15 protein-coding genes are annotated in these 20,587 nt (G+C 38.3%); 4 read left to right on the forward strand and 11 right to left on the reverse strand.

Features of this window, described 5'->3' with window-relative positions:
- The first annotated feature begins 65 nt into the window (after window positions 1-65).
- Both LUA91_RS08600 and LUA91_RS08605 read left to right on the forward strand, forming a co-directional pair.
- Window positions 66-1,088 (forward strand): pectinesterase family protein, encoded by a 1,023-nt coding sequence (locus LUA91_RS08600; protein WP_231425644.1) that lies wholly within the window; start codon window positions 66-68, stop codon window positions 1,086-1,088.
- Window positions 1,088-1,831 carry a rhamnogalacturonan acetylesterase gene (locus LUA91_RS08605; protein ID WP_231425645.1) on the forward strand — a complete coding sequence of 248 codons (744 nt, stop codon included), beginning with the start codon at window positions 1,088-1,090 and terminating at the stop codon, window positions 1,829-1,831. Before LUA91_RS08600 ends, LUA91_RS08605 begins: the two co-directional genes overlap by 1 nt.
- Before the next feature lie 117 nt (window positions 1,832-1,948).
- Here LUA91_RS08605 and LUA91_RS08610 read toward each other — a convergent pair whose 3' ends face one another.
- The 11 genes from LUA91_RS08610 to LUA91_RS08660 form a co-directional block, all read right to left on the reverse strand.
- Entirely contained in the window at window positions 1,949-3,574 is a 1,626-nt protein-coding gene (locus tag LUA91_RS08610; RefSeq protein WP_231425646.1) for an NADP-dependent glyceraldehyde-3-phosphate dehydrogenase, read from the reverse strand.
- A 118-nt stretch (window positions 3,575-3,692) separates the two neighbouring features.
- Complete coding sequence (locus tag LUA91_RS08615; RefSeq protein WP_231425647.1) at window positions 3,693-5,132, reverse strand: MFS transporter; 1,440 nt, start codon at window positions 5,130-5,132, stop codon at window positions 3,693-3,695.
- A 20-nt stretch (window positions 5,133-5,152) separates the two neighbouring features.
- The gene (locus tag LUA91_RS08620) at window positions 5,153-5,815 is read right to left on the reverse strand and encodes a bifunctional 4-hydroxy-2-oxoglutarate aldolase/2-dehydro-3-deoxy-phosphogluconate aldolase (protein WP_231425648.1); all 663 of its coding nucleotides are present in this window, start codon (window positions 5,813-5,815) and stop codon (window positions 5,153-5,155) included.
- Window positions 5,808-6,863, reverse strand: a complete 1,056-nt coding sequence (locus LUA91_RS08625; RefSeq protein ID WP_231425649.1) for a sugar kinase — start codon at window positions 6,861-6,863, stop codon at window positions 5,808-5,810. Before LUA91_RS08625 ends, LUA91_RS08620 begins: the two co-directional genes overlap by 8 nt.
- A 107-nt stretch (window positions 6,864-6,970) precedes the next feature.
- The gene (gene uxaC, locus LUA91_RS08630; RefSeq protein ID WP_231425650.1) at window positions 6,971-8,371 is read right to left on the reverse strand and encodes a glucuronate isomerase; all 1,401 of its coding nucleotides are present in this window, start codon (window positions 8,369-8,371) and stop codon (window positions 6,971-6,973) included.
- Window positions 8,372-8,603: 232 nt separating this feature from the next.
- Window positions 8,604-10,250 (reverse strand): UxaA family hydrolase, encoded by a 1,647-nt coding sequence (locus tag LUA91_RS08635; protein WP_231425651.1) that lies wholly within the window; start codon window positions 10,248-10,250, stop codon window positions 8,604-8,606.
- Between the two features lies 1 nt (window position 10,251).
- Window positions 10,252-11,763, reverse strand: coding sequence for a tagaturonate reductase (locus LUA91_RS08640; RefSeq protein WP_231425652.1), 1,512 nt, complete (start codon window positions 11,761-11,763; stop codon window positions 10,252-10,254).
- A gap of 89 nt (window positions 11,764-11,852) precedes the next feature.
- Window positions 11,853-12,869 (reverse strand): pectate lyase, encoded by a 1,017-nt coding sequence (gene pelA / locus LUA91_RS08645; RefSeq protein ID WP_231425653.1) that lies wholly within the window; start codon window positions 12,867-12,869, stop codon window positions 11,853-11,855.
- A gap of 123 nt (window positions 12,870-12,992) precedes the next feature.
- Complete coding sequence (locus LUA91_RS08650; protein WP_231425654.1) at window positions 12,993-14,924, reverse strand: glycoside hydrolase family 88 protein; 1,932 nt, start codon at window positions 14,922-14,924, stop codon at window positions 12,993-12,995.
- Between the two features lie 4 nt (window positions 14,925-14,928).
- Window positions 14,929-16,602 carry a glycoside hydrolase family 28 protein gene (locus LUA91_RS08655; RefSeq protein WP_231425655.1) on the reverse strand — a complete coding sequence of 558 codons (1,674 nt, stop codon included), beginning with the start codon at window positions 16,600-16,602 and terminating at the stop codon, window positions 14,929-14,931.
- Window positions 16,603-16,761: 159 nt separating this feature from the next.
- The gene (locus LUA91_RS08660; RefSeq protein ID WP_231425656.1) at window positions 16,762-17,718 is read right to left on the reverse strand and encodes a pectinesterase family protein; all 957 of its coding nucleotides are present in this window, start codon (window positions 17,716-17,718) and stop codon (window positions 16,762-16,764) included.
- A gap of 336 nt (window positions 17,719-18,054) precedes the next feature.
- On the opposite strand from LUA91_RS08660, the gene LUA91_RS08665 reads away from it, so the two are divergent.
- Together LUA91_RS08665 and LUA91_RS08670 are read left to right on the forward strand one after the other, a co-directional pair.
- On the forward strand, window positions 18,055-19,686 hold the full coding sequence (locus LUA91_RS08665) for a glycoside hydrolase 43 family protein (protein WP_231425657.1): 1,632 nt from the start codon (window positions 18,055-18,057) through the stop codon (window positions 19,684-19,686).
- Between the two features lie 96 nt (window positions 19,687-19,782).
- Entirely contained in the window at window positions 19,783-20,580 is a 798-nt protein-coding gene (locus LUA91_RS08670) for a rhamnogalacturonan acetylesterase (RefSeq protein ID WP_231425658.1), read from the forward strand.
- Window positions 20,581-20,587 lie beyond the last annotated feature (7 nt).

Genomic DNA, 20,587 nt, shown 5'->3' on the forward strand with positions numbered 1-20,587 from the left:
TCAAAGGGCAGATTTATCTGCCTTTTTTTTGTAGAAATTTGATCAATAGGTTTTACATTTATAATATGAGTCAGCCCAGGTTATTTTATTTTTTATCATTTCTTCTTTTAGTATTCACGTTCACTGATGCCATTGCCCAGGATCCTAAATATCCGTCAGAAATAACGGTTTCTCAAGATGGCAACGGAAACTACAAAACCATTCAGGAAGCGGTAAACTCCATCCGGGATTTAGGAGAAAAGCAGGTAATCATCAACATTAAAAATGGAATTTATAAGGAGAAGCTCATTATTCCATCTTGGAAAACAAATATGAAACTGATTGGCGAAAGCAAAGACAAAACCATTATTACCAACAATGATTATTCTGGCAAACTGGTCACCAGAGGAAAGGATGATTTTGGCTTGTCAAAAATGTCAACTTATACATCTTATACGGTTTTGATACAAGGAAATGATGTTTCCATTGAGAATCTTACTATTATTAATTCCGCAGGTCGCGTTGGGCAGGCTGTAGCTTTACATGTAGAAGGCGATCGTTTTATTGCTAAGAATTGCAATATTTCGGGTAATCAAGATACATTGTACGCTGCAACGGAAAATAGCCGTCAGTTTTATTCTGATTGTTTTATCGAGGGCACAACTGATTTTATTTTCGGAAAATCGACCGTTGTTTTTCAAAACTGTGAGATAAAAAGTCTAAGCGACTCTTACATTACTGCTGCTTCAACCTCAAAAAATCAGGCTTATGGTTTTGTGTTCTTCAACTGCAGAATCACAGCTGAAGAGAAAGTCTCAAAAGTTTATCTCGGTAGGCCATGGCGCCCTTATGCCAAAACAGTTTTTATTGATTGTGAATTGGGCAAACATATTCTCCCTGAAGGTTGGAACCCTTGGAAAGGTGACAAAATGTTTCCTGATAAGGAAAACACCACTTTTTATGCCGAATATAAAAGTGTTGGTTTAGGTGCATCACCAAAAACTAGGTTAATCTGGACCAAGCAATTATCAACGAAGGAAGCTAAACAATATACAATGAAAAATATTTTAAACGGACCGGATAAGTGGAATCCTCTAACAAATAAATAATGGTGAAATCGAAATTTTACGGCTTTTTGGCTATTGGCTTTCTAGTGCTTTTAAGTGCTTTTACTTTTCAGAAAAGGCAAACCACACTTTATATAATTGGCGATTCTACAGCGGCAAATAAAGCAGCAGATAAGTTTCCTGAAACAGGTTGGGGAATGGAGTTACAATCCTTTTTTAAGGATGAAGTGAAGGTAGATAACCGGGCATTAAATGGAAGAAGTACAAAATCATTTCGTGCCGAAAAACGCTGGCAACCCATTCTTGAAAATTTAAAAGCAGGCGATTATGTTTTTATAGAATTCGGGCATAATGATGAAAAAATCGACAAGCCAAGTGTTGGTGTTTCTTTAGTTGATTTCAAAATCAATTTGATTAATTATGTGAACGAAACCAGAAGTAAAAAAGCAATTCCAGTTTTGCTTACGCCAATCTCCAGAAGAAGTTTTAAAAATGGAGTGCTGGTAGATTCACACGGTGGCTATCCGGGTGTAACGAGACAAGTGGCCGACTCACTACATGTTCCATTGATTGATATGCTCATTAAAACTGAAAATTTGTTAAAAAATCTGGGCGATCAGGCTTCGGTTAAATTATTCCTTCATGTTGATTCAGGACATGTTAATTATCCGCAAGGGAAAAAAGATGATACGCATTTGAGTCCTGATGGAGCAAAAGAAATTGCGGGTTTAGTGGTGCAAGGGATTAAGGAAAAAAAGTTAGGTTTGGCGAAGAAGTTAAAATAAGGTTTGGCCGCAGATTTTGCAAAGACGACCGATTTAAATTTAACACATACCAACAAAATAGCCGCAAATTCTCAAAATTTAATCTGCGAATCTGCGGCTAACTAATAAAGTTATTTCCTAAAAAATATACTTCGTACTTAAGAAATTCGAATCATTTCCATTCACAATTTCATTCAATAGCTTCTTGTTATCATCCGTAAATTTGGTGGCTACCAACGAACGGATAGAAAACGAACGCAATGCATCTACTACAGAAAGTGTTCCCTCAGCACTATCTTTACGCCCTGTAAAAGGGAAAACATCTGGTCCACGTTGGCATTGGCAGTTGATATTTACTCGACTTACCTGATTTACCAAAGGATCAATTAAAGAAGATATAACATTGGCATTGCTGCTAAAAATACTCACTTGCTGTCCGTGAGGCGAGCCAATCAAGTATTCAATTGGTTCTTCCAAATCATCAAATGGAACCACCGGAACAATCGGGCCGAATTGCTCTTCGCGATACAATTTCATGTTGCTGTTTACGGGATAAACAATAGCAGGATAAACAAAAGTTTCGAAGGTTTGTCCGCCGTTTTTATTAACCACTTTTGCACCATGAGCAATTGCATCATCAATACAATCTTTCAAATATTCTGGTTTATTTAATTCAGGAAGCGGGGTCAGGTTTACGCCTTTTTCCCAAGGCATACCAAATTTTAGTTTTTCTACTTCGGCAGATAGACGTTTTAAAAACTCTTGTGCTATGCTGCGGTGTACATAAACAATTTTCAATGCTGTACAACGCTGACCGTTGAAAGATAGCGATCCTAAAACCGTTTCCGAAACTGCTAAATCTAAATCAGCATCTTTCGTGATGATTGCTGCATTTTTAGCATCCAAACCTAAAATTGCTCTTAAGCGGTTTACCTTTGGATGCAGTTTTTTCAATTCATTGGCTACTTTACTTGAACCGATTAACGTCAGTACATTGATTTTGCCAGATTTCATCAAGCCCGGAACTATGGTATTTCCACGGCCATATATTGTATTTACAACGCCCTTTGGAAAACTGGAACGAAATGCCTCAAGCAATGGATAATGCAATAACGTACCGTGTTTAGGTGGTTTGAATAAAAGCGTATTGCCCATAATCAAAGCAGGAATCAAAGTGGTGAAAGTCTCATTCAAGGGATAATTAAAAGGACCCATACAAAGTACTACACCAAGTGGAGAGCGGCGAACTTGCGCCACAATTCCCTGCTCAATTTCAAAACGCGAAGATTGCCTGTCAATATCTTTTAAAGCATCAATCGTGGCATAAATATATTCTACCGTGCGATCAAATTCTTTGATGGAATCTGCATAAGATTTACCAATTTCCCACATGATTAGCTTGGCCACAATTTCTTTTTGCTCCAGCATTTTATGAGTAAAATTTTCTACGCAGGTAATGCGATCGGCAACGCTCATGGTAGGCCATTGGCCGCGGCCATTATCATAGGCGGCTACAGCTGCATCTAATGCTTCAGTAGATTCTTTCTCGGTACAGACAGGAAAACTGCCAATTCGTTTGCGTTTGTAACCAGTTGGTGTTTTAATACAAACTGGTGAAAAAACCTCATTAAAAGGTCCGTTCCAGGGTTTCATTTCTCCGTTGGAAAGAAATTCTTTCTGATTGATTTCTTCTTTCAGCCTAAATTCATCCGGAATCTGGCTTTCTTCAACGAAAATGCTTTCGAGGTTTAAAGGTGTGCTCAATTTGGTTTGGTTGTTAGGGTTTATGGTTGTGTTAATCTATAGTTTAAGTATAGATTAATGTTATTTTAAAGGCTGAAGATTTGGCGGTAGTTAATTCGCCACATCTTCAGCCTAAATTTTATGCTAATTCAATTACTTTATACTTTGGCACTAAAGTTTTCATTACAGTCCAGCCTATTAAATAACATACTGCACAAATCGAGAAGATAATGAAATAACCAGCTTCTTCGCCTTTAAATCCCATAAATACAATCTCGTTCTTTCCAGTGTAATCAAATAACAAACCAGAGCCTTTATTGATAATGAATGAGCCAATACCACCAGCCATACCACCGATACCTGTGATGGTTGCGATTGCTTTTTTAGGAAACATATCGCCCACGGTAGAAAAAATATTTGCCGACCATGCTTGGTGTGCTGCGCCTGCAATACCGATGATAATTACCGGAATCCAATAAGTAATGTGGCCTAATGGTTGTGCTGCTAAGGCTAATAAAGGGAAAAATGCAAATATTAACATCGCTCTCATTCTACCTTCATATGGGTTCATTCCTTTCTTCTCTACGAAATAAGTCGGCAACCAACCGCCAATAATTGATAGCAAAGTGATCATGTAAAGAACAAATAATGGTAAAGCACTTTGAGTAGAATCCATTCCGTAAACAGATTTTAAGTAAGCCGGTGTCCAGAATAAAAAGAACCACCAAACACCATCTGTCATGAATTTGCCAAAAGCGAAAGCCCAGGTTTGTTTGTATTTAAAACAATCGATAAACGATACTTTTTCTTTAGTTTCTTCAACATAATCAGCCAATTTACGATCAGCGATAACATCTTGTTGAATGTAGGCCAACTCTTCAGGGCTCACTCTTTTATGTAATTCTGGTTTGTTGTAAACAAAAACCCAAAGGCCCATCCAAACAAAACCCAGGGCACCGATAATGATAAAAGCCATTTCCCAGCCATAAGCTTTTGCAATAAAAGGAATGGTAATTGGAGCGGCTAATGCACCTACAGTTGCTCCGGCATTAAAAATACTGGTTGCAAAAGCCCTGTCTTTTTTAGGAAAATATTCTGCCGTGGCTTTAATTGCTGCCGGGAAATTACCTGCCTCTCCAACTGCTAAAACAAACCTGGCAAAGATGAATAAGGTAACACTTACTGAAACTACCATTCCAGTATCGTTGATTCTTGCAATTACATCTTTAGCGCCTTCAAACCCAACAAACCAATTTCCTTCAATAATTCCTGCTGTTGCTATTCCGCAAAATGCATGTAAACACGCACCTACAGACCAAACGCCTATAGCCCAAAGGAAGCCTTTTTTAGTATCCAATTTATCAACCAATCTACCAGCAAAGAGCATCGATACCGCATAGAAGATCGAAAACAATGCAGTGATGTTACCATAGTCGTTATTATCCCAGTGAAATTCTGGTTTGATAAAATCTGTCCATGTTAACGAAAGTACCTGTCTATCTAAATAATTTATCGTGGTGGCAAGAAACAGGAGTAAACATATCGTCCATCTGTATTTACCTACTTTTGGTTGGTTCATTTTGGTTAGGTGTATTAAGTTTATTTACTCTGCTTAATTAAATCAAGCGCTAATTTAGTCTTATCGGCCAATTCCTCGTAAAGGCCTTTTGCCATTACATCCTTACTAATTAATTTGCTGCCCATACCAACGGCGCAAACGCCAGCTTTAAACCAGGTTTTAAGGTTATCCAGATTAATTTCTACGCCTCCTGTTGGCATAAATAACTGACCAGCAAAAAGATCTTTAATTGATGAAATAAACTCTGGACCTAGAATATTAGCAGGAAAAATTTTAATTAACATTGCTTTATGCTCTTGCGCAATGCTGATTTCTGTTGGCGTCATACAGCCAGGAATCCACAACATTCCAATTTTATTGGCAATTTCCGCTACCGCAGGATTTACAATTGGTGCTACAATGAAGTCGGTTCCGGCTTCGATAAAAGCATTTGCATCTGCCGGGGTTTTAATGGTTCCGATTCCCAAATAAAGATCAGGCATTTCGGCATCACGAACTTCTTTAAGCTTTTTAAAGTTTGGCAGAGCAGATTTACCACGATTGGTGTATTCAAAAACACGAACACCAGAATTGTATAATGTGCGCAATATTTCCACACTTCCCTCTTCACTATCCTGATAGAATAGCGGCAACATACCTTGTTCTAAAATGGCATCTAAAATTTTGTGTTTGTTACTAATCATGGCTTATTATTCTTTTTTCAATATCCGTTACAGTGCTTGTTGTGGCATCGCTTGGAATGTATAATTTATCGTAGGCTGCTGCAGTTGCAAAATTTAAGGTTTCCTTAACAGGTAAATGGTTGTAAAATCCATAAATTAATCCTGCCATGAAACAATCTCCACTGCCTACTTTATCTAAAATTTCTTCTGAAACATATTCTTCAGATACAGTAAGTTTATCTTCAGCGTAAATCGCGGTGTAATATCTAATGCCCTTTCCGTGATCGAAGCGGAAAGTATTGGCTACAGCTTTGCATGCAGGAAACAAACTTAATATTTCTTTGGATGTATCAGTTGCCTGTTGCAGTAACGTTTCCTTTGCATAACCTTCTGTAGGGAGCAAATCTTGGTGAATGGCAGTACCAAGCATTTTATTGGCTGCCCAAACATTACCCATAATCAAAGTGCAATACTTTGCCAGTTCTGGTAACACATCGATAGGGTCTTTACCATATTTCCAAAGTTTGGCCCTGTAATTTAAGTCTAGTGAAATGATTATATTTCTTTCGCTTGCAGCTTTCAATGCTTCGAGGCAAACATCAGCAATAGATTGATTGATGGCAGGACAAATGGCGCTGAAATGAAACCAAGTTACACCATTAAAAACCTCATCCCAATTAATCTGGCCAACTTTCAAATCTGCATACGATGAGTTTGCCCGATCGTAAATTACACCAGCATTTTTTAAATCTTTTCCTTTTGGAAGATAATATAAACCTAAGCGATCGCCGTGAAAAACCATCGGCGAAGTATCAATATTTCTAACTTTTAAGTAATCTTCAATCTCGCGGGTAACAGAGTTATCGGGCATTGCCGAAAGATACGCAGAAGGAACATTCCATAAAGCAAGCGCAGTTGCTACATTCAATTCTGCACCGCCAACATAAAAAGGCAATTTGTTTTCTTTTAGCCATTGTCCATCCATATCAGGGCAAATGCGTAAAAGGATTTCTCCAAAACTTAAAACTTTTTCTCCTTTTTTAGCTAAGGATGATATTTGGTCACTCATTTTTGTGTTTGATCGGTTTGCCTTATTTGTAAATGGTCTGTGTTTTTTTACAAACTATTTATTTAAATAATGTTTCGGTTTGTGGAGGCACAGACCGAGGTTTTGATTTAAAATTTAAAGTAATTTTTTGCGTTAAAATAAGAAATATCCTGCACTATCTTGCCCACCCATTCGATATCATTTGGCAATTCGCCATTTTCTACATCTTCACCAAAAAGGTTACACACAATTCTACGGAAATATTCATGGCGAGGGAAAGACAAGAAACTTCTAGAATCTGTTAACATGCCAACCAAACGGCTCAAAAGCCCCATATTTGATAAAGCATTTAACTGTTTGATCATGCCATCTTTCTGATCTAAAAACCACCAGGCCGAGCCAAACTGAACTTTACCCGCAACAGAACCATCGTTAAAATTTCCGATCATCGTAGCAATTAATTCATTATCTGCCGGATTTAAATTGTAGATAATCGTTTTTGCAAGCTTATCCTGGTTATCCAAACGGTTTAAAAATTTAGAAAGCATTCTGGCCTGACTAAAATCACCGATTGAATCCCAACCTGTATCAGGCCCTAACTGACGTAGCATACGGGCATTGTTGTTACGCAAAGCGCCTAAGTGATATTGTTGAACCCAGCCTTTTTCATGATCCCATTCTGCAAAATAGATCAGCATAGCTGATTTAAATTTCAGGTTTTCCTCGTAAGAGATATCGTTTTTGCTACGGATTTTATCAAAGATTGAAGAAATTTCTTCGTCAGTATAATCTTCAGCATAAATCTGCTCTAAACCATGGTCGGAAACCGAACAACCGTTTTCAGCAAAATAATCGTGGCGGCTTTTTAAAGCAGTAATGTAATCTTGGAAATTGGTGATGCTTGTGCTGACAACGCCTTCCAGCTTATCGATGTACTCATTCAATCCAGCAACATCATCACTATTCATCGCCTTATCCGGACGGAAAGCTGGCAACATTTTTAATGCCACACCTTCTGCCGCCAACTGCTGGTGAAAGTTTAAATTATCTAAAGGATCATCGGTGGTACAAACGGCCTCTACATTCATTTTGGCCAACAAGCCACGAACCGAATATTCTGGCGTTTGTAACTTTGCAGAACATTCATCGTAAATTTTACGAGCTGTTTTGCCTGATAAAATATCGGTAATGCCGAAATATCTTTGCAATTCTAAATGTGTCCAATGGTATAATGGATTACGCAAAGTATAAGGTACAGTTTCTGCCCATTTTTCGAATTTTTCAAAATCAGAAGCATCGCCAGTGATGTATTTTTCATCCACACCGTTTGCCCGCATGGCTCTCCATTTGTAGTGGTCGCCGGCTAACCAAACTTGAGTGATGTTTTCGAATTGCTTGTCGTTCGCAATTTGATCTGGAATCAAGTGATTATGATAATCAATTATTGGTAAAGATTTTGCAAAATCATGGTAAAGCTTTTCAGCAGTTTCATTTTGCAAAAGAAAGTTTTCGTCTAAAAAAGGTTTCATTCTTTTGAGATTTGAGACATTAGAAGGGAGATTTGAGTGTTTCAAATGGCCCGTCTTTTATATCATATTTTTTAATGTAATCTGTGAGGATACAGCCCACGGATTTTTTGTTTTAGTTATATTCTCGTGATTGCGAGGCACGAAGCAATCTCATTTAAGTAATTAAGATTGCTTCGTGCCTCGCAATGATAGGCGGTTTGAATTTTAAACGCTGAGCTCGAGACTTTGAACTTTAAAGACTTACGCCTCTTTTCCAAGGAATAAAATCATCCTGATTAAGCAAAACAGCTTTCGGAATCACCTCGCCACTTGCCGCTTTGATACAATATTCCAAAATATCTTCGCCCATTTGTTCGATGGTTTTCTCACCCTCAATCACTGGTCCGCAGTTGATATCGATGATATCGCCCATGCGTTTGGTTAAAGCATTGTTAGTGGATACTTTAATGGTTGGGCAAACCGGATTTCCAGTCGGCGTACCTAAACCAGTGGTAAATAAAATCAATGTTGCACCAGATGCAGCTTTACCGGTTGTGGCTTCGACATCGTTGCCAGGTGTACAAACCAAGTTTAATCCTGGTTTTGTAGCTGGTTCAGTGTAGTCTAAAACGTCTTCAACTGGCGATGTTCCGCCTTTTTTTGCTGCACCGGTACTTTTGATGGCATCGGTAATTAAACCATCTTTGATATTTCCCGGCGAAGGATTCATGAAAAATCCAGAGCCAACATTTTCTGCTGCCTGATTGTAGGCCGTCATCAATTGAATAAATTTACGAGCCGCCGTTTCATCTTTTGTACGGTCGATTAACTGTTGTTCAGCACCACAAAGTTCAGGGAACTCTGCTAACAAAACTGTTCCGCCTAAAGCCACCAATAAATCGGAAGTGTAACCAACTGCCGGGTTTGCGCTGATGCCACTAAAACCATCGCTTCCACCACATTTTACGCCTAAAACCAATTTACTTATCGGGGCAGGTTCACGCTCAATTTTATTGATTTCAGTTAAACCTATGAAGGTTTTTCTAATCGCTTCTTTAACCAATTGTTCTTCGCTTTGCGATTGTTGCTGTTCGAAAATAAATAATGGTTTATCGAAGTTTGGAGAACGCTGTTTTAAATCATCAACGAAATCCTTTACCTGTAAATTCTGGCAACCTAAACTTAAAACGGTAACCCCAGCCACATTTGGATGATCGGCATAAGCCGCTAAAAGTTTGCTTAGTACAGCAGCATCCTGACGGGTGCCACCACAACCACCCTGATGGTTTAGAAATTTAATGCCATCAACATTTTTGAAAACGCGGTTTGCCGCCGGGTTAGCCAATCCAATTGAACTAGGATCAGCCTCTTCCAAAGTTTCGCCGTTTTTATAAGCCTCTACCAACTGATGGGCATAAGATTTATATTTATCGGTTACAGCATAACCCAATTCATTGTGTAAAGCCTCACGAATCACGTCTAAATTGCGGTTTTCGCAAAAAACAGTTGGAATAAATAACCAATAATTCGCTGTTCCTACTCTACCATCGTTACGGATATATCCATTGAAAGTTCTGCCTTCAAATTTTGATACATCAGGCGCATGCCACTCGTAATGGTACGGTCTAAACTCATAAGGATCAGAAGCATGTTTGGTGTTTTCAGTATCCATTAATCCACCTTTAAGGATAAAATGTTGTGCTTTCCCAACCAAAACACCGTACATAATGATATGATCACCGGCATTCATATCTTGCATAAAAAACTTATGCTTGGCAGTAATGTCATCCTGTAGTGTATATTCATGGCCATCGTGAATAATAGTTTCGCCTTTTGCCAGGTTTTGAAGGGCAACAAGCACATTATCGTTCGGATGGATTTTTAAAATTCTAGTAACCATTTTAATTTGTTCTTTCTGTATGCAAGTTACTTAAAGTTTCCTTTGCACCTTTATTTTGTAATAATTCAACGTACGATTTAACCGCTGCATTAAAGCCTGGGTAATTGTTTAAATTTTTGTCCCACAAACGTCTATCGCCTAAAGTGCTGTCTACAACTGTTTCAGGATTTTTCCAGTAGTTGTAAAGCACATCAGCAAATTCATCTTGAGCAGGGAAGGCTTTCCCATTTACATGTGAGATGTATTGATCGCCATCTTTGGTTACATTCATGAAAATGATGTAAGCTGCAACGCCTAACGCAGTTAATTGCGGAACTTCATTTTTAAGTGCGTAATATCTTCTAATTAATGGCATGTTGCGCATCTGCAACTTTTGCGTATAGTTCAAAGTAATGGCATGCCACTGGTGTGCTAATGATGGATTACTGAAACGATCGATTACGCTTTCGGCAAAGGAAATGGCTTCCTCTTTTGTAATGTCGCCGCTTTCTACTACAGGTACAATTTCTTCTTTCATCAATTTTAAAACATGATTAGAGAATTCTTTATCTGCCATAGCCTCTTTAACGGTATGGAAACCAGCTAAAATTGCTAAACCGCAGCTAATGGTATGTGTGCCGTTAAGTAAGCGAAGTTTTAGCTCTTTAAATTTATCGATAGATGGAACAATGAAAACTCCTTTATCAGCAGATGCGAAAGATAATATTTCTTTCACCTTTTCGCTGGAAGATTCTATAGCCCAAAGTCTGAATGGTTCAGCCATGATCATTAAACCATCGGTATAACCCAGCTCATTTTCAAGTGCTTTTTGTGATGCTTCCGGGAGTCTTCCGGGAACAATTCTATCTACCAATGTTTTGCAAAAATGGTTTGCTGTTCTTAACCAGTTTTCGAAGTCCCAGCCTAATTTATTTTGAACAGCCAAATCCAAAACGATTTCTTTTAATTTATCGGCATTGTCGCTAATTAATTCTGTCGGTACAATTACCATCCCGCTATCGTCAGATCCATTAAAGGCTTTATATCTTTCGTGTAAGAAAGCAAGTAATTTCCCTGGAAAAGATTGCGGTGGCGTGTCGGTGATTTTATCTTCGCTTTTAACAATGCCAACTTCTGTGGTATTAGAAATTACCACTTTAAGTTCTGGCTGATGTGCAGTTTTTAAAATTTCTGCCCATTCTGAAGTTGCAGATAAAACACGACTGATTGAAGAATTGATCATGTTTTCTTCTACTTCAACACCATCTTCAATACCTTTAACACTTAACGTATATAAATTATCCTGATCAGCAAAATCATCAACTCCAGCTTTTGAGGTAGTTTTTACTACAACAATTCTACCGTTGAAAATGCCCTGATGATTGGCTTTATCGATAAAATAATCGGGCAAACCGCGTAGTAAAACGCCAGTACCAAACTGAATTACCTTTTCTGGTAACTCCAACATTTCAGCTGTTGGTTTAATCACCTTTTCACCGCTGATGTTTTTTAAATTTTCTTTGTTTAAAAGCATGTTTTTAAGATTTCCGTCATTGAGGTACGAAGCAAATTATTCTCAATAGTGTTTGCTTCGTACCTCGCAACAACGAGTTATACTTTATGTTATTTACTGTTAGCGGCTAACCACTTTGGGTATTCTTTTTCTATGATTTTTTGTCCCCAGTTACCATACCAGGCATAACCATTTCTTCTTTCCGGACTTAACTCTTCCAGTTTCGATTTGATGCTATTATCACGATCGCCAAAAATTGGAACGTTTTTTTCCAGGTCGTAAAAACGGGCCCAGGCCATGCTAGTTCCATCTGCAACCAAAGCTGCTGTTTTTCCCTTTTCCCTATCGAAACGGTAGCCGGCTATTTTATAAGTATCGAACCATTTTACTGCGGCGGTGATAGATTTTTTTATATCTGCTGATGGATTTTTAATGTCCATTAAAAAGCGGACAATTCCAGCTGATTCTCCTGTAGCTAACGATGCAGGTTCAAATGCTCTTGCTTTTGCAGGCAACATCGAATCCTTATCATATTGTGCTGCCCAAATGGTTAATTCGCCTTTTTGCTTTACCTGGGTTTTCAAGATGCAATCGATACCTTTCGCAACTGCTTTCTCGGCTTTTTTAACATACTCCGGACTAACTACTTCAAAATCATTTTTTTGTGTAGCAATATCTTGAAGGATATTTAAAACATTGATCATCGCATCATCGTTGTAGGTAATTTCCGAACGGTACGAGGATTGATCAGGATAATATTGCGGCCAGCCACCATTTGCATATTGCGCCGTCAAAATATAATCCAGGCCTTTTTCTGCAGCTTTTAAATAAGTTTTGTTTTGCGTTTTTTTATAGGCCTTTACTAAATAAACTACTTCTCTACTGGTTGCCTTGTTATCAAAAGTGGCATGTAAATCTTTGGTTGATTTAATTTTGGCTAGCAATTCTGGTGTTAAGCTAGCGTCGTAGTTTACTACACTTTTGTCTTCCAATTGCTTTGGCCATCCACCGTTTCCTAACTGATAAACCAACATTTTTTCTGCGGTAGAATCTGTCGGCAGCTGGGCATAACATGAAATCAGCAAGCTGCTGCAGGCAATGGTGAGTAATGTTTTAATTCTTATCATGTTTGTTAGGTTGTTGTTGCCAATCTTATCCACTTAATTTAACTATTGTCAGTCTGGGCCTGTCGAAGACTCCTTCGACGAGCTCAGGATGACATTATTTCTTTATCACTTCCGTGGCAAATCTTATTTCTTTCCCGGAACCTGCTTAATCAGCCAGTTCACTAAATCATTCGTTGCTTTATAATTTTCTAAGTCTTCTGGCAACTTTCTACCATCGATATATTCATTATAAAACCATGGATCGCCAACGGCAAACACTGTTCCCTTACCATATTTTGCTGTCGCGATAATTACATCGCCGTTATCCGTTAAGGCAGAAACCGCAGGGCTTTTAGCTACAATGGTTGAAATTTCTTTGATATAAACCTTTTTCGCTGTTTTGAAAATTGAATTCCCTGCAGGAATTTTAATAGCTCCCTGCTCGAAATTTGAACCCTGTACTTTGTTTCGGCTATCCTCATTAAATTTAATTCCGAACATTTCTGGCAATGCGTTGAATTTGGTAATCTCACAGTTGCCCACATCATTTAATAAAAGCACTAAAACACCACCAGCTTTAACCCATTCGGCTACTTGTTTGGCGTGGTCAGCATTCATAAAATTCGGATTAGCCGTTTCTTTTTGTGTATCCGGATCAACAATAATGTAGATGTTGCTTCCTTTTAAGTTTGCTGTAGTCGGTGCAGATTTAAGAGTAGCCGTTTTTACGCCAGCATCATTAAATACCTTACCAAATAAAGAGAAACCATTATTATCATCTTCTTCCCATAAATAGTGGAATGGGATTTTATCGCCCGAAGGGCCTGTCATGTATTCGTTGTTGAAAAAATTATCAACGGTAACGGTTAAGCCTTTTCCTGATTTTGGCAAAGCGGCAACTTCCATCTCGGCAGCCGCACAAATGAATGCGCCCATGCCTTTCGGATCGTTTGTAATTACTTTCTCGCTAATATAATACTCAAAGCTTCCATCGCGGTAACGTGGTTTTCCTCCCAAGCCAGAAACTGAAACCGTTTTGGTTAAGTTAATACGTTCGTTACCCGCTTTTTCAACAAATTCTTTCTTTAAGCCAGTATAACCTTTATTCGCGGCAGCCATAAATGATTGTGGTAACCAGCCGTTGCGAACGCCTTTCGCCAAGCCATAAACAAACATGCTCGAGGCTGAACTTTCCAGATAATTTCCTTTTCTGGTTGGCATATCTAAAATATCCCACCATACACCCGATTTTGCATCCTGATATTTAACTGTTGCCGTTGCCGTACGATTTAAAATTGCTAGCAACTCTTTATATTTTGGATGATCTTTTGGAAAGTTATCCAACACATCAACCAAAGCCATAATGTACCAGCCCATTGCTCTTCCCCAGAAATTTGGCGAAAGACCTGTCTTTTTATCAGCCCATTTTTCTTCCCTGCTCTCATCGTAACCGTGGTAAAGCAAACCTGTTTTTGCATCACGGGCATTTTTTTCCATCCAGATAAACTGATTGGCGATATCATCAAAATCAGCATCCTTTTTCATCAGCTTTGCATATTCTGCATAAAAAGGCTGGCCCATATATAATCCATCCAGCCACATTTGGTTAGGATAAATTTTCTTATGCCAAAAACCACCTTCTTTTGTCCGCGGTTGGGTTTTAATCTGATTATATAACTTGTTAACTGCTAATAAATACTTTTGCTGACCTGTAACTTTGTACAGCAACAATAAAGCACGGCCGTTTTTTATGTTATCGATATTAAAATCTTCCGCTTTATAGGTAGCGATGTTTCCTTCCTTATCCAAATAAGCATCCATTGAACTTTGAATGTATTTGAAATATTTTCCATCGCCAGTGTTGCGCCAAACCGCTGCAGCACCTTCTAAAACCACACCCATATCGTACGACCATCTTGGTCCTTTAGGGCCTTTAAGCACAGTGGTATCCTGCCACAAAGTTTCCATTGCAGTTAATGTTAACTGTTCAGAAAGTTTCTTTTGGGCACATACATTTTGAGATAATGTTGAAAAACCCAATAATGTAAGAGCGGTGTATAAAAGTGATTTCTTCATGATCTTATTTTGAAATTTCCAAAGCTTTTTTAGCTACTTCAGTACCGATATTTGATTGTTTTTTAGCTTGAGAAACGTTTGTTCCGGAAACTTTAACGCCCTTTGTTTTTTCTCCGCTAATATCGAAAAGTAAAGCCGCACCGTCTTTATATTTAAAACCACTGAAGTTGATGTTGTTTCCGTTCTGGATTTTAATAACTGGGTTAGTATCCTCGGTAATCACGTTTACATTTTTTAAATAAATGCCGGTTCCCTCAATAATCTCCACGCCCTTTTTGGCTTGAATGGTTACGTTTTCTAAGTAGATGTCCTTGATGTTCATTTCAGGCAATCCTCTAACAAAAATTGCTTTCTCAGCTCCGTTTGCTACCACATCTTTGATATAGATATTTTTAAATTGCGGTGTTGCCTCCGTAACCGGAACCACAACTGTTTTAATTGCTTCTCGTTTTTCTCCTGCCAAAACAATCGGATCAACGGCAGCATAATACATGTCGAATAAAATGGCTTCACCCGGAATATCGATCATGTTGATGTTATTGATGTAAATATCTTCAACCACACCACCACGACCGCGTGTAGTTTTGAAACGGATTCCAATATCGGTTCCAATGAATGAGCAATCGTAAACCCAGATGTTTTTGGCGCCGCCACTCATTTCACTGCCTACAACGAAACCGCCGTGAGCATGGTAAACCACATTATTTCTGATGATTACATTTTCAGTCGGTTTGCCACGTTTTCTGCCCGCTTCATCTCTTCCTGATTTAATGCAGATTCCATCATCGCCAACATCAAAAGTGCTGCCTTCGATTAGTACGTTTTTGCAAGATTCAATATCAACACCATCGCCATTTTGCGCAAACCAAGGATTTTTTACTTGTAAATTTCTTAAGGTTAAATCTTCGCAAAGTAATGGATGTAAATTCCAAGCCGGAGAGTTTTGAAAGGTTACGCCTTCTAAAAGGATTTTTTTGCAATTGGTTAGCACCAGTAAATTCGGGCGAAGAAAATCTTTGATGCTTTCTAAGTCAGCTTTGCTTTGCCCTGCCGCAACCACTCCTGCATTTTTGGTTTTTGATCCTTTTAAAGTTTTATCTGATGGATACCACATTTTGCCGTCTTCACTCACCAAACCTCCAGAAGCCACTAATTTTTTCCACTGGGTTTCAGTTAACTTATCGCGTTTAACCATGCGCCATGCACCACCGTTTCCGTCGATAATGCCTGAACCTGTGATGGCAATATTTTCTAAATCGGTACCTGAAATTGGGCTTTGATTACGCCACGCTGGCTGACCTTCCCAGTTTCCTTCTACTAATTTATATTGATTGAAATCATCTGTAAATTGAAGCAGTGCATCTCGTCTCAAATGTAAATTTACGTTGCTCTTTAATTCGATAGGACCCGTTAACCATAATCCGCTCGGAATTAAAACTACACCGCCACCTTTCTGACTAACCGCCGTTATGGCTTTATTAATGCTTTCTGTATTTAAAGAAACGCCATCGCCTTTTGCACCAAAACTTACAATGCTTGTGGTATCAGCTTTAATATTTACCTGTTGAATAACGGGCATTTTGGTTTTCTGTTGGGCCATTGCGGCGCTTACTGAAAATAAAAAAATACAAGTGAGGGCTATTTTAGAAAGGTATAAACTACCAGAAATATGTTTCATTATTTGTGCTGTTAAATTATACTTGGTTATCGTAATAACAAGTGTACGTTGTTTGGCGCTAAAAGCGAAGAGAAATCTATGCAAACGTTGCCGGAAAAAGTAGCATAGAATAAATTAAAATGAGTGTGTTATGTGTTGCTAAACAGTAAGTTATCCAACTTATTTCCCTTGCGGGTTCCAACCTCGGAAAACGTTTTCCAAAATGTAACTTTTATAGTCGTTTTCAGTAAGTTGATGTGACCATGGAACTCTATTTTTAGGATTTGCACCCCTGCCTTTGCTTTTGTACTCTGCATAATATGCGGTTTGCTCGTTGCTTTCTTTGCCCCAATTGTTCCAGCCCTCCGGGCGGATTAAATCTGGCAATTCACAATTCAAAAAAACCACTTTAGCATAAGGCCTCCATGGGCGACCGAGGTAAAAGCTATTTGCCAATGCATCACCTTTAACAATGCAATTGTTAAAAACGTAACCATATTTGGTGGTATCAGCTGTTGAAGCAGCTGTAATGTAGCCCTGCTTTTTGCAAAAAAGGGTGCAATTTTCAAACCAGGCTGTGGCGGCACCGAAAATGTAATCTACCGTTCCTTCAATATAACAGTTTTTGTAATATTGGCGGTTATTTGCTCCATAAGTATAAAGCGTATCCTGAAAGCCTAAAAATCTGCAATTTGTGAAGGTAGATTTATCGCCCCCTGCCCAAACGGCTACGGCTTGCCCTACCGGGCCAGATGAATTTTCAAAAGTAATGTTCTCGGCAGAAAAGCCTTCGCCATAAATATAAAAACTCGATGATCCTGATGTTCCTTTTTCTTCGCCAAAGGTATTTTTCTTTTGCGCCCAATCATCGTACGTTAAAATGGTTTCATTCAAGCTTTCTCCAATAAATTTAACATTCTTTTTTGAGGCGGCAAGAATTAGTTTTTCCTTATAAATCCCTTTTTTGATGAAAATTAAAGTAACCCTATTTCTAAAATCTGGCACAGCATTAATAGCTTCCTGCACGGTTTTAAAATTTCCTGTTCCATCTGCTGCCACTGTAAAATCAGGTTTGGTTTCAAGGGCATTTGCAGCAACCGAAACTATCGTAACTAAAAATAAAATAATTGCTTTCATCAGATTTGGTTAGGCTTTAATTAAAATCGGCCACGTAAAAGTATAAAACTTTGAAACGTAGCCGCGTTTTAAAATATATGATGAACAAGTTTAAACATTATATCACACCGCAAAGCAGAAAATGAGTCAATAATCATCGCAAACGATATCGGGAACGATTGCACAGTAAAGGTTTGTGATAAAGTAAAAAAAGGTTTAATCTTGTTAACAGGCTAAACAATCGTTATTGCGAATTACGAACCAAACTGATAACCATCGCTTTTTATAGCTGCAAATTGAGGTTGTTTCGTACCTCACAATTACACGAAAGCCATTCCAACCAAATATTATATAAAAATGAAATTCACATTTTCTTTTATTCTCGTTTTGAATTTTTGCCTAAGTTGCTTGGCTCAAACCCCAAAACCAAATTATATTTCAAAAGTTTGGGTGGCCGATCAGGGAAACGGAACCTTTAAAAATCCAGTGATCAATGCTGATTATTCTGATCCAGACGCCATTCGGGTTGGGGATGATTTTTATATGATTGCTTCTAGCTTCGACGCCATTCCAGGTTTACCTATTTTGCATTCAAAAGATTTGGTGAATTGGAAAATCATTGGTCATGCTTTAAAACGGCAGCCGCCATTTGAACATTTCGAAAAAACCCAACATGGCAACGGTGTTTGGGCACCATCTATCCGCTACCGAAATGGTGAGTTTTACATTTATTATCCCGATCCCGATTTCGGAATTTATGTAACCAAAGCAAAAACGATAAATGGCGATTGGTCTGCGCCAAAATTAGTTGCCCCAGGCAAAGGTTTAATTGATCCTTGTCCGTTTTGGGATGAAGATGGAAAAGCTTATCTAGCTTATGCCTATGCTGGGAGCCGGGCCGGAATAAAAAGTGTTTTGGCCATTATGCCGCTTACAACAGATGGTTTAAAAGCAACCGAAACTGGAAGAATTGTTTATGACGGACATGAATTAGACCCAACCATTGAAGGACCAAAAGTATATAAGCGCAATGAATATTATTATTTATTTGCGCCAGCTGGAGGCGTTTCTACTGGCTGGCAATTGATACTGAGAAGTAAGAATATTTATGGCCCGTATGAAAGAAAAGTAGCTATGGATCAAGGTAAATCAACAGTAAATGGCACACATCAGGGCGCTTGGGTAAATACACAAACTGGAGAAGATTGGTTTCTCCACTTTCAGGATAAAGATGCTTATGGCAGAGTGGTTCATTTGCAACCGATGAAATGGATAAATAACTGGCCTGTTATCGGATTGGATAAAGATGGCGATGGTATCGGAGAGCCGATTATGACGTATAAAAAACCGAACGTAGGTAAAGTTTATCCAATTGAAACGCCAATAGAAAGTGACGAATTTAACTCCTGGCAATTGGGTTTGCAATGGCAATGGCAAGCAAATCCACAACCTACCTGGATCTTTACTGATGCAAACAAAGGTATTTTAAAACTTTACACAGCCAAAATACCCGATGAAGCTAAAAACCTTTGGGATGTGCCTAACTTATTAATGCAAAAATTTCCGGCTGATGAATTTTCGGTTAGTACAAAAGTAAATTTCAAGCCGAATCCTAAATTAGAGAATGAGCAAACCGGATTAGTGGTAATGGGCAGAAGTTACGCCAAAGTCAGTATCAAAAATAAAAAGGATGGCTTGTATTTGTTTTATGGCCTTTGCCAAAGTGCCGATAAAGGAAAAGCTGAAAATGAGAAGGAAATTGTTAAGTTAAAATCTGGAGTTGTTCATTTTAAAATAAAGGTATCTAGTGGTGCAAAATGCCATTTTAGTTATAGCGAAGATGGAATTAACTTTACCAATGTTGGCGATGAATTTCAAGCAACTGCCGGGCAGTGGATTGGGGCAAAAGTAGGTTTGTTTGCCATTCGGGATACACAAATTAATGATTCTGGTGTTGCAGAATATGATTGGTTTAGGGTAGAGAAATGATGAAACAGTAAAGTGATCTGTGAAGACACAGACTACGGGATATATTAATATCTTTAAAAAACCAAAGTCTGTGTTCGCACAGATCTTTATCAACGTATGAAAATATATAGATTTATAATTATTACAACAGCTATTTCGATCACCTTGATGGCTTTTAAACTCCAGCCAAAACCAGTAAAGGTTTACCTGATCGGCGACTCCACCGTAGCTGATTATTCTTTGGAAAAAGATTATCAACAAAAACGTTTTCCTTTAATGGGTTGGGGACAAGTTTTTCAGCAGTTTTTAGATAGAGATCATCTTAAAAATCTTCATCAATTAATAAAGAGTGATAGTGCTGTTGTTATTGATAAAGCAAAAGGGGGAAGAAGTACGCGTACTTTCTTTGAAGAAGGGCGCTGGAAAGAAGTTGCTCATTCTCTACAGAAAAACGATCTGGTTTTAATTCAGTTTGGACATAATGATGCCGCAAAAGATAAGCCTGAACGTTATGTAGATATTCCAGGTTACAAAGATTTTTTAAGGATGTATATAAAAGAAACGAGGGCGAAAGGTGCTATTCCAATTTTAATTACACCAGTTACAAGAAATTATCCCTGGAAAGATGGCAAGCTTGGCAGCGCACATGGAGAATATCCTCAAGCTGTAAAAGATGTTGCGGAAGAACTAAAGGTGCCAGTAATAGATTTAACATCTCTTTCAGCAGTATTTTTTACCTCAAAAGGAAACGACTTTGTCACGAAAAATTACTTCATGAATTTAGATTCTGGGAAGTACGAAGCTTATCCGAAAGGGCAAAAAGACAATACCCATTTTCAACCTGATGGAGCTAAAGAAATAGCGAAGTTGGTTTATAATGCCCTGACCAAAATTAACACTGAATATAAAAAGTAAAGGCACT

The organism is Pedobacter sp. Leaf250, from assembly GCF_920984735.1.
Classification (GTDB): Bacteria; Bacteroidota; Bacteroidia; order Sphingobacteriales; family Sphingobacteriaceae; genus Pedobacter.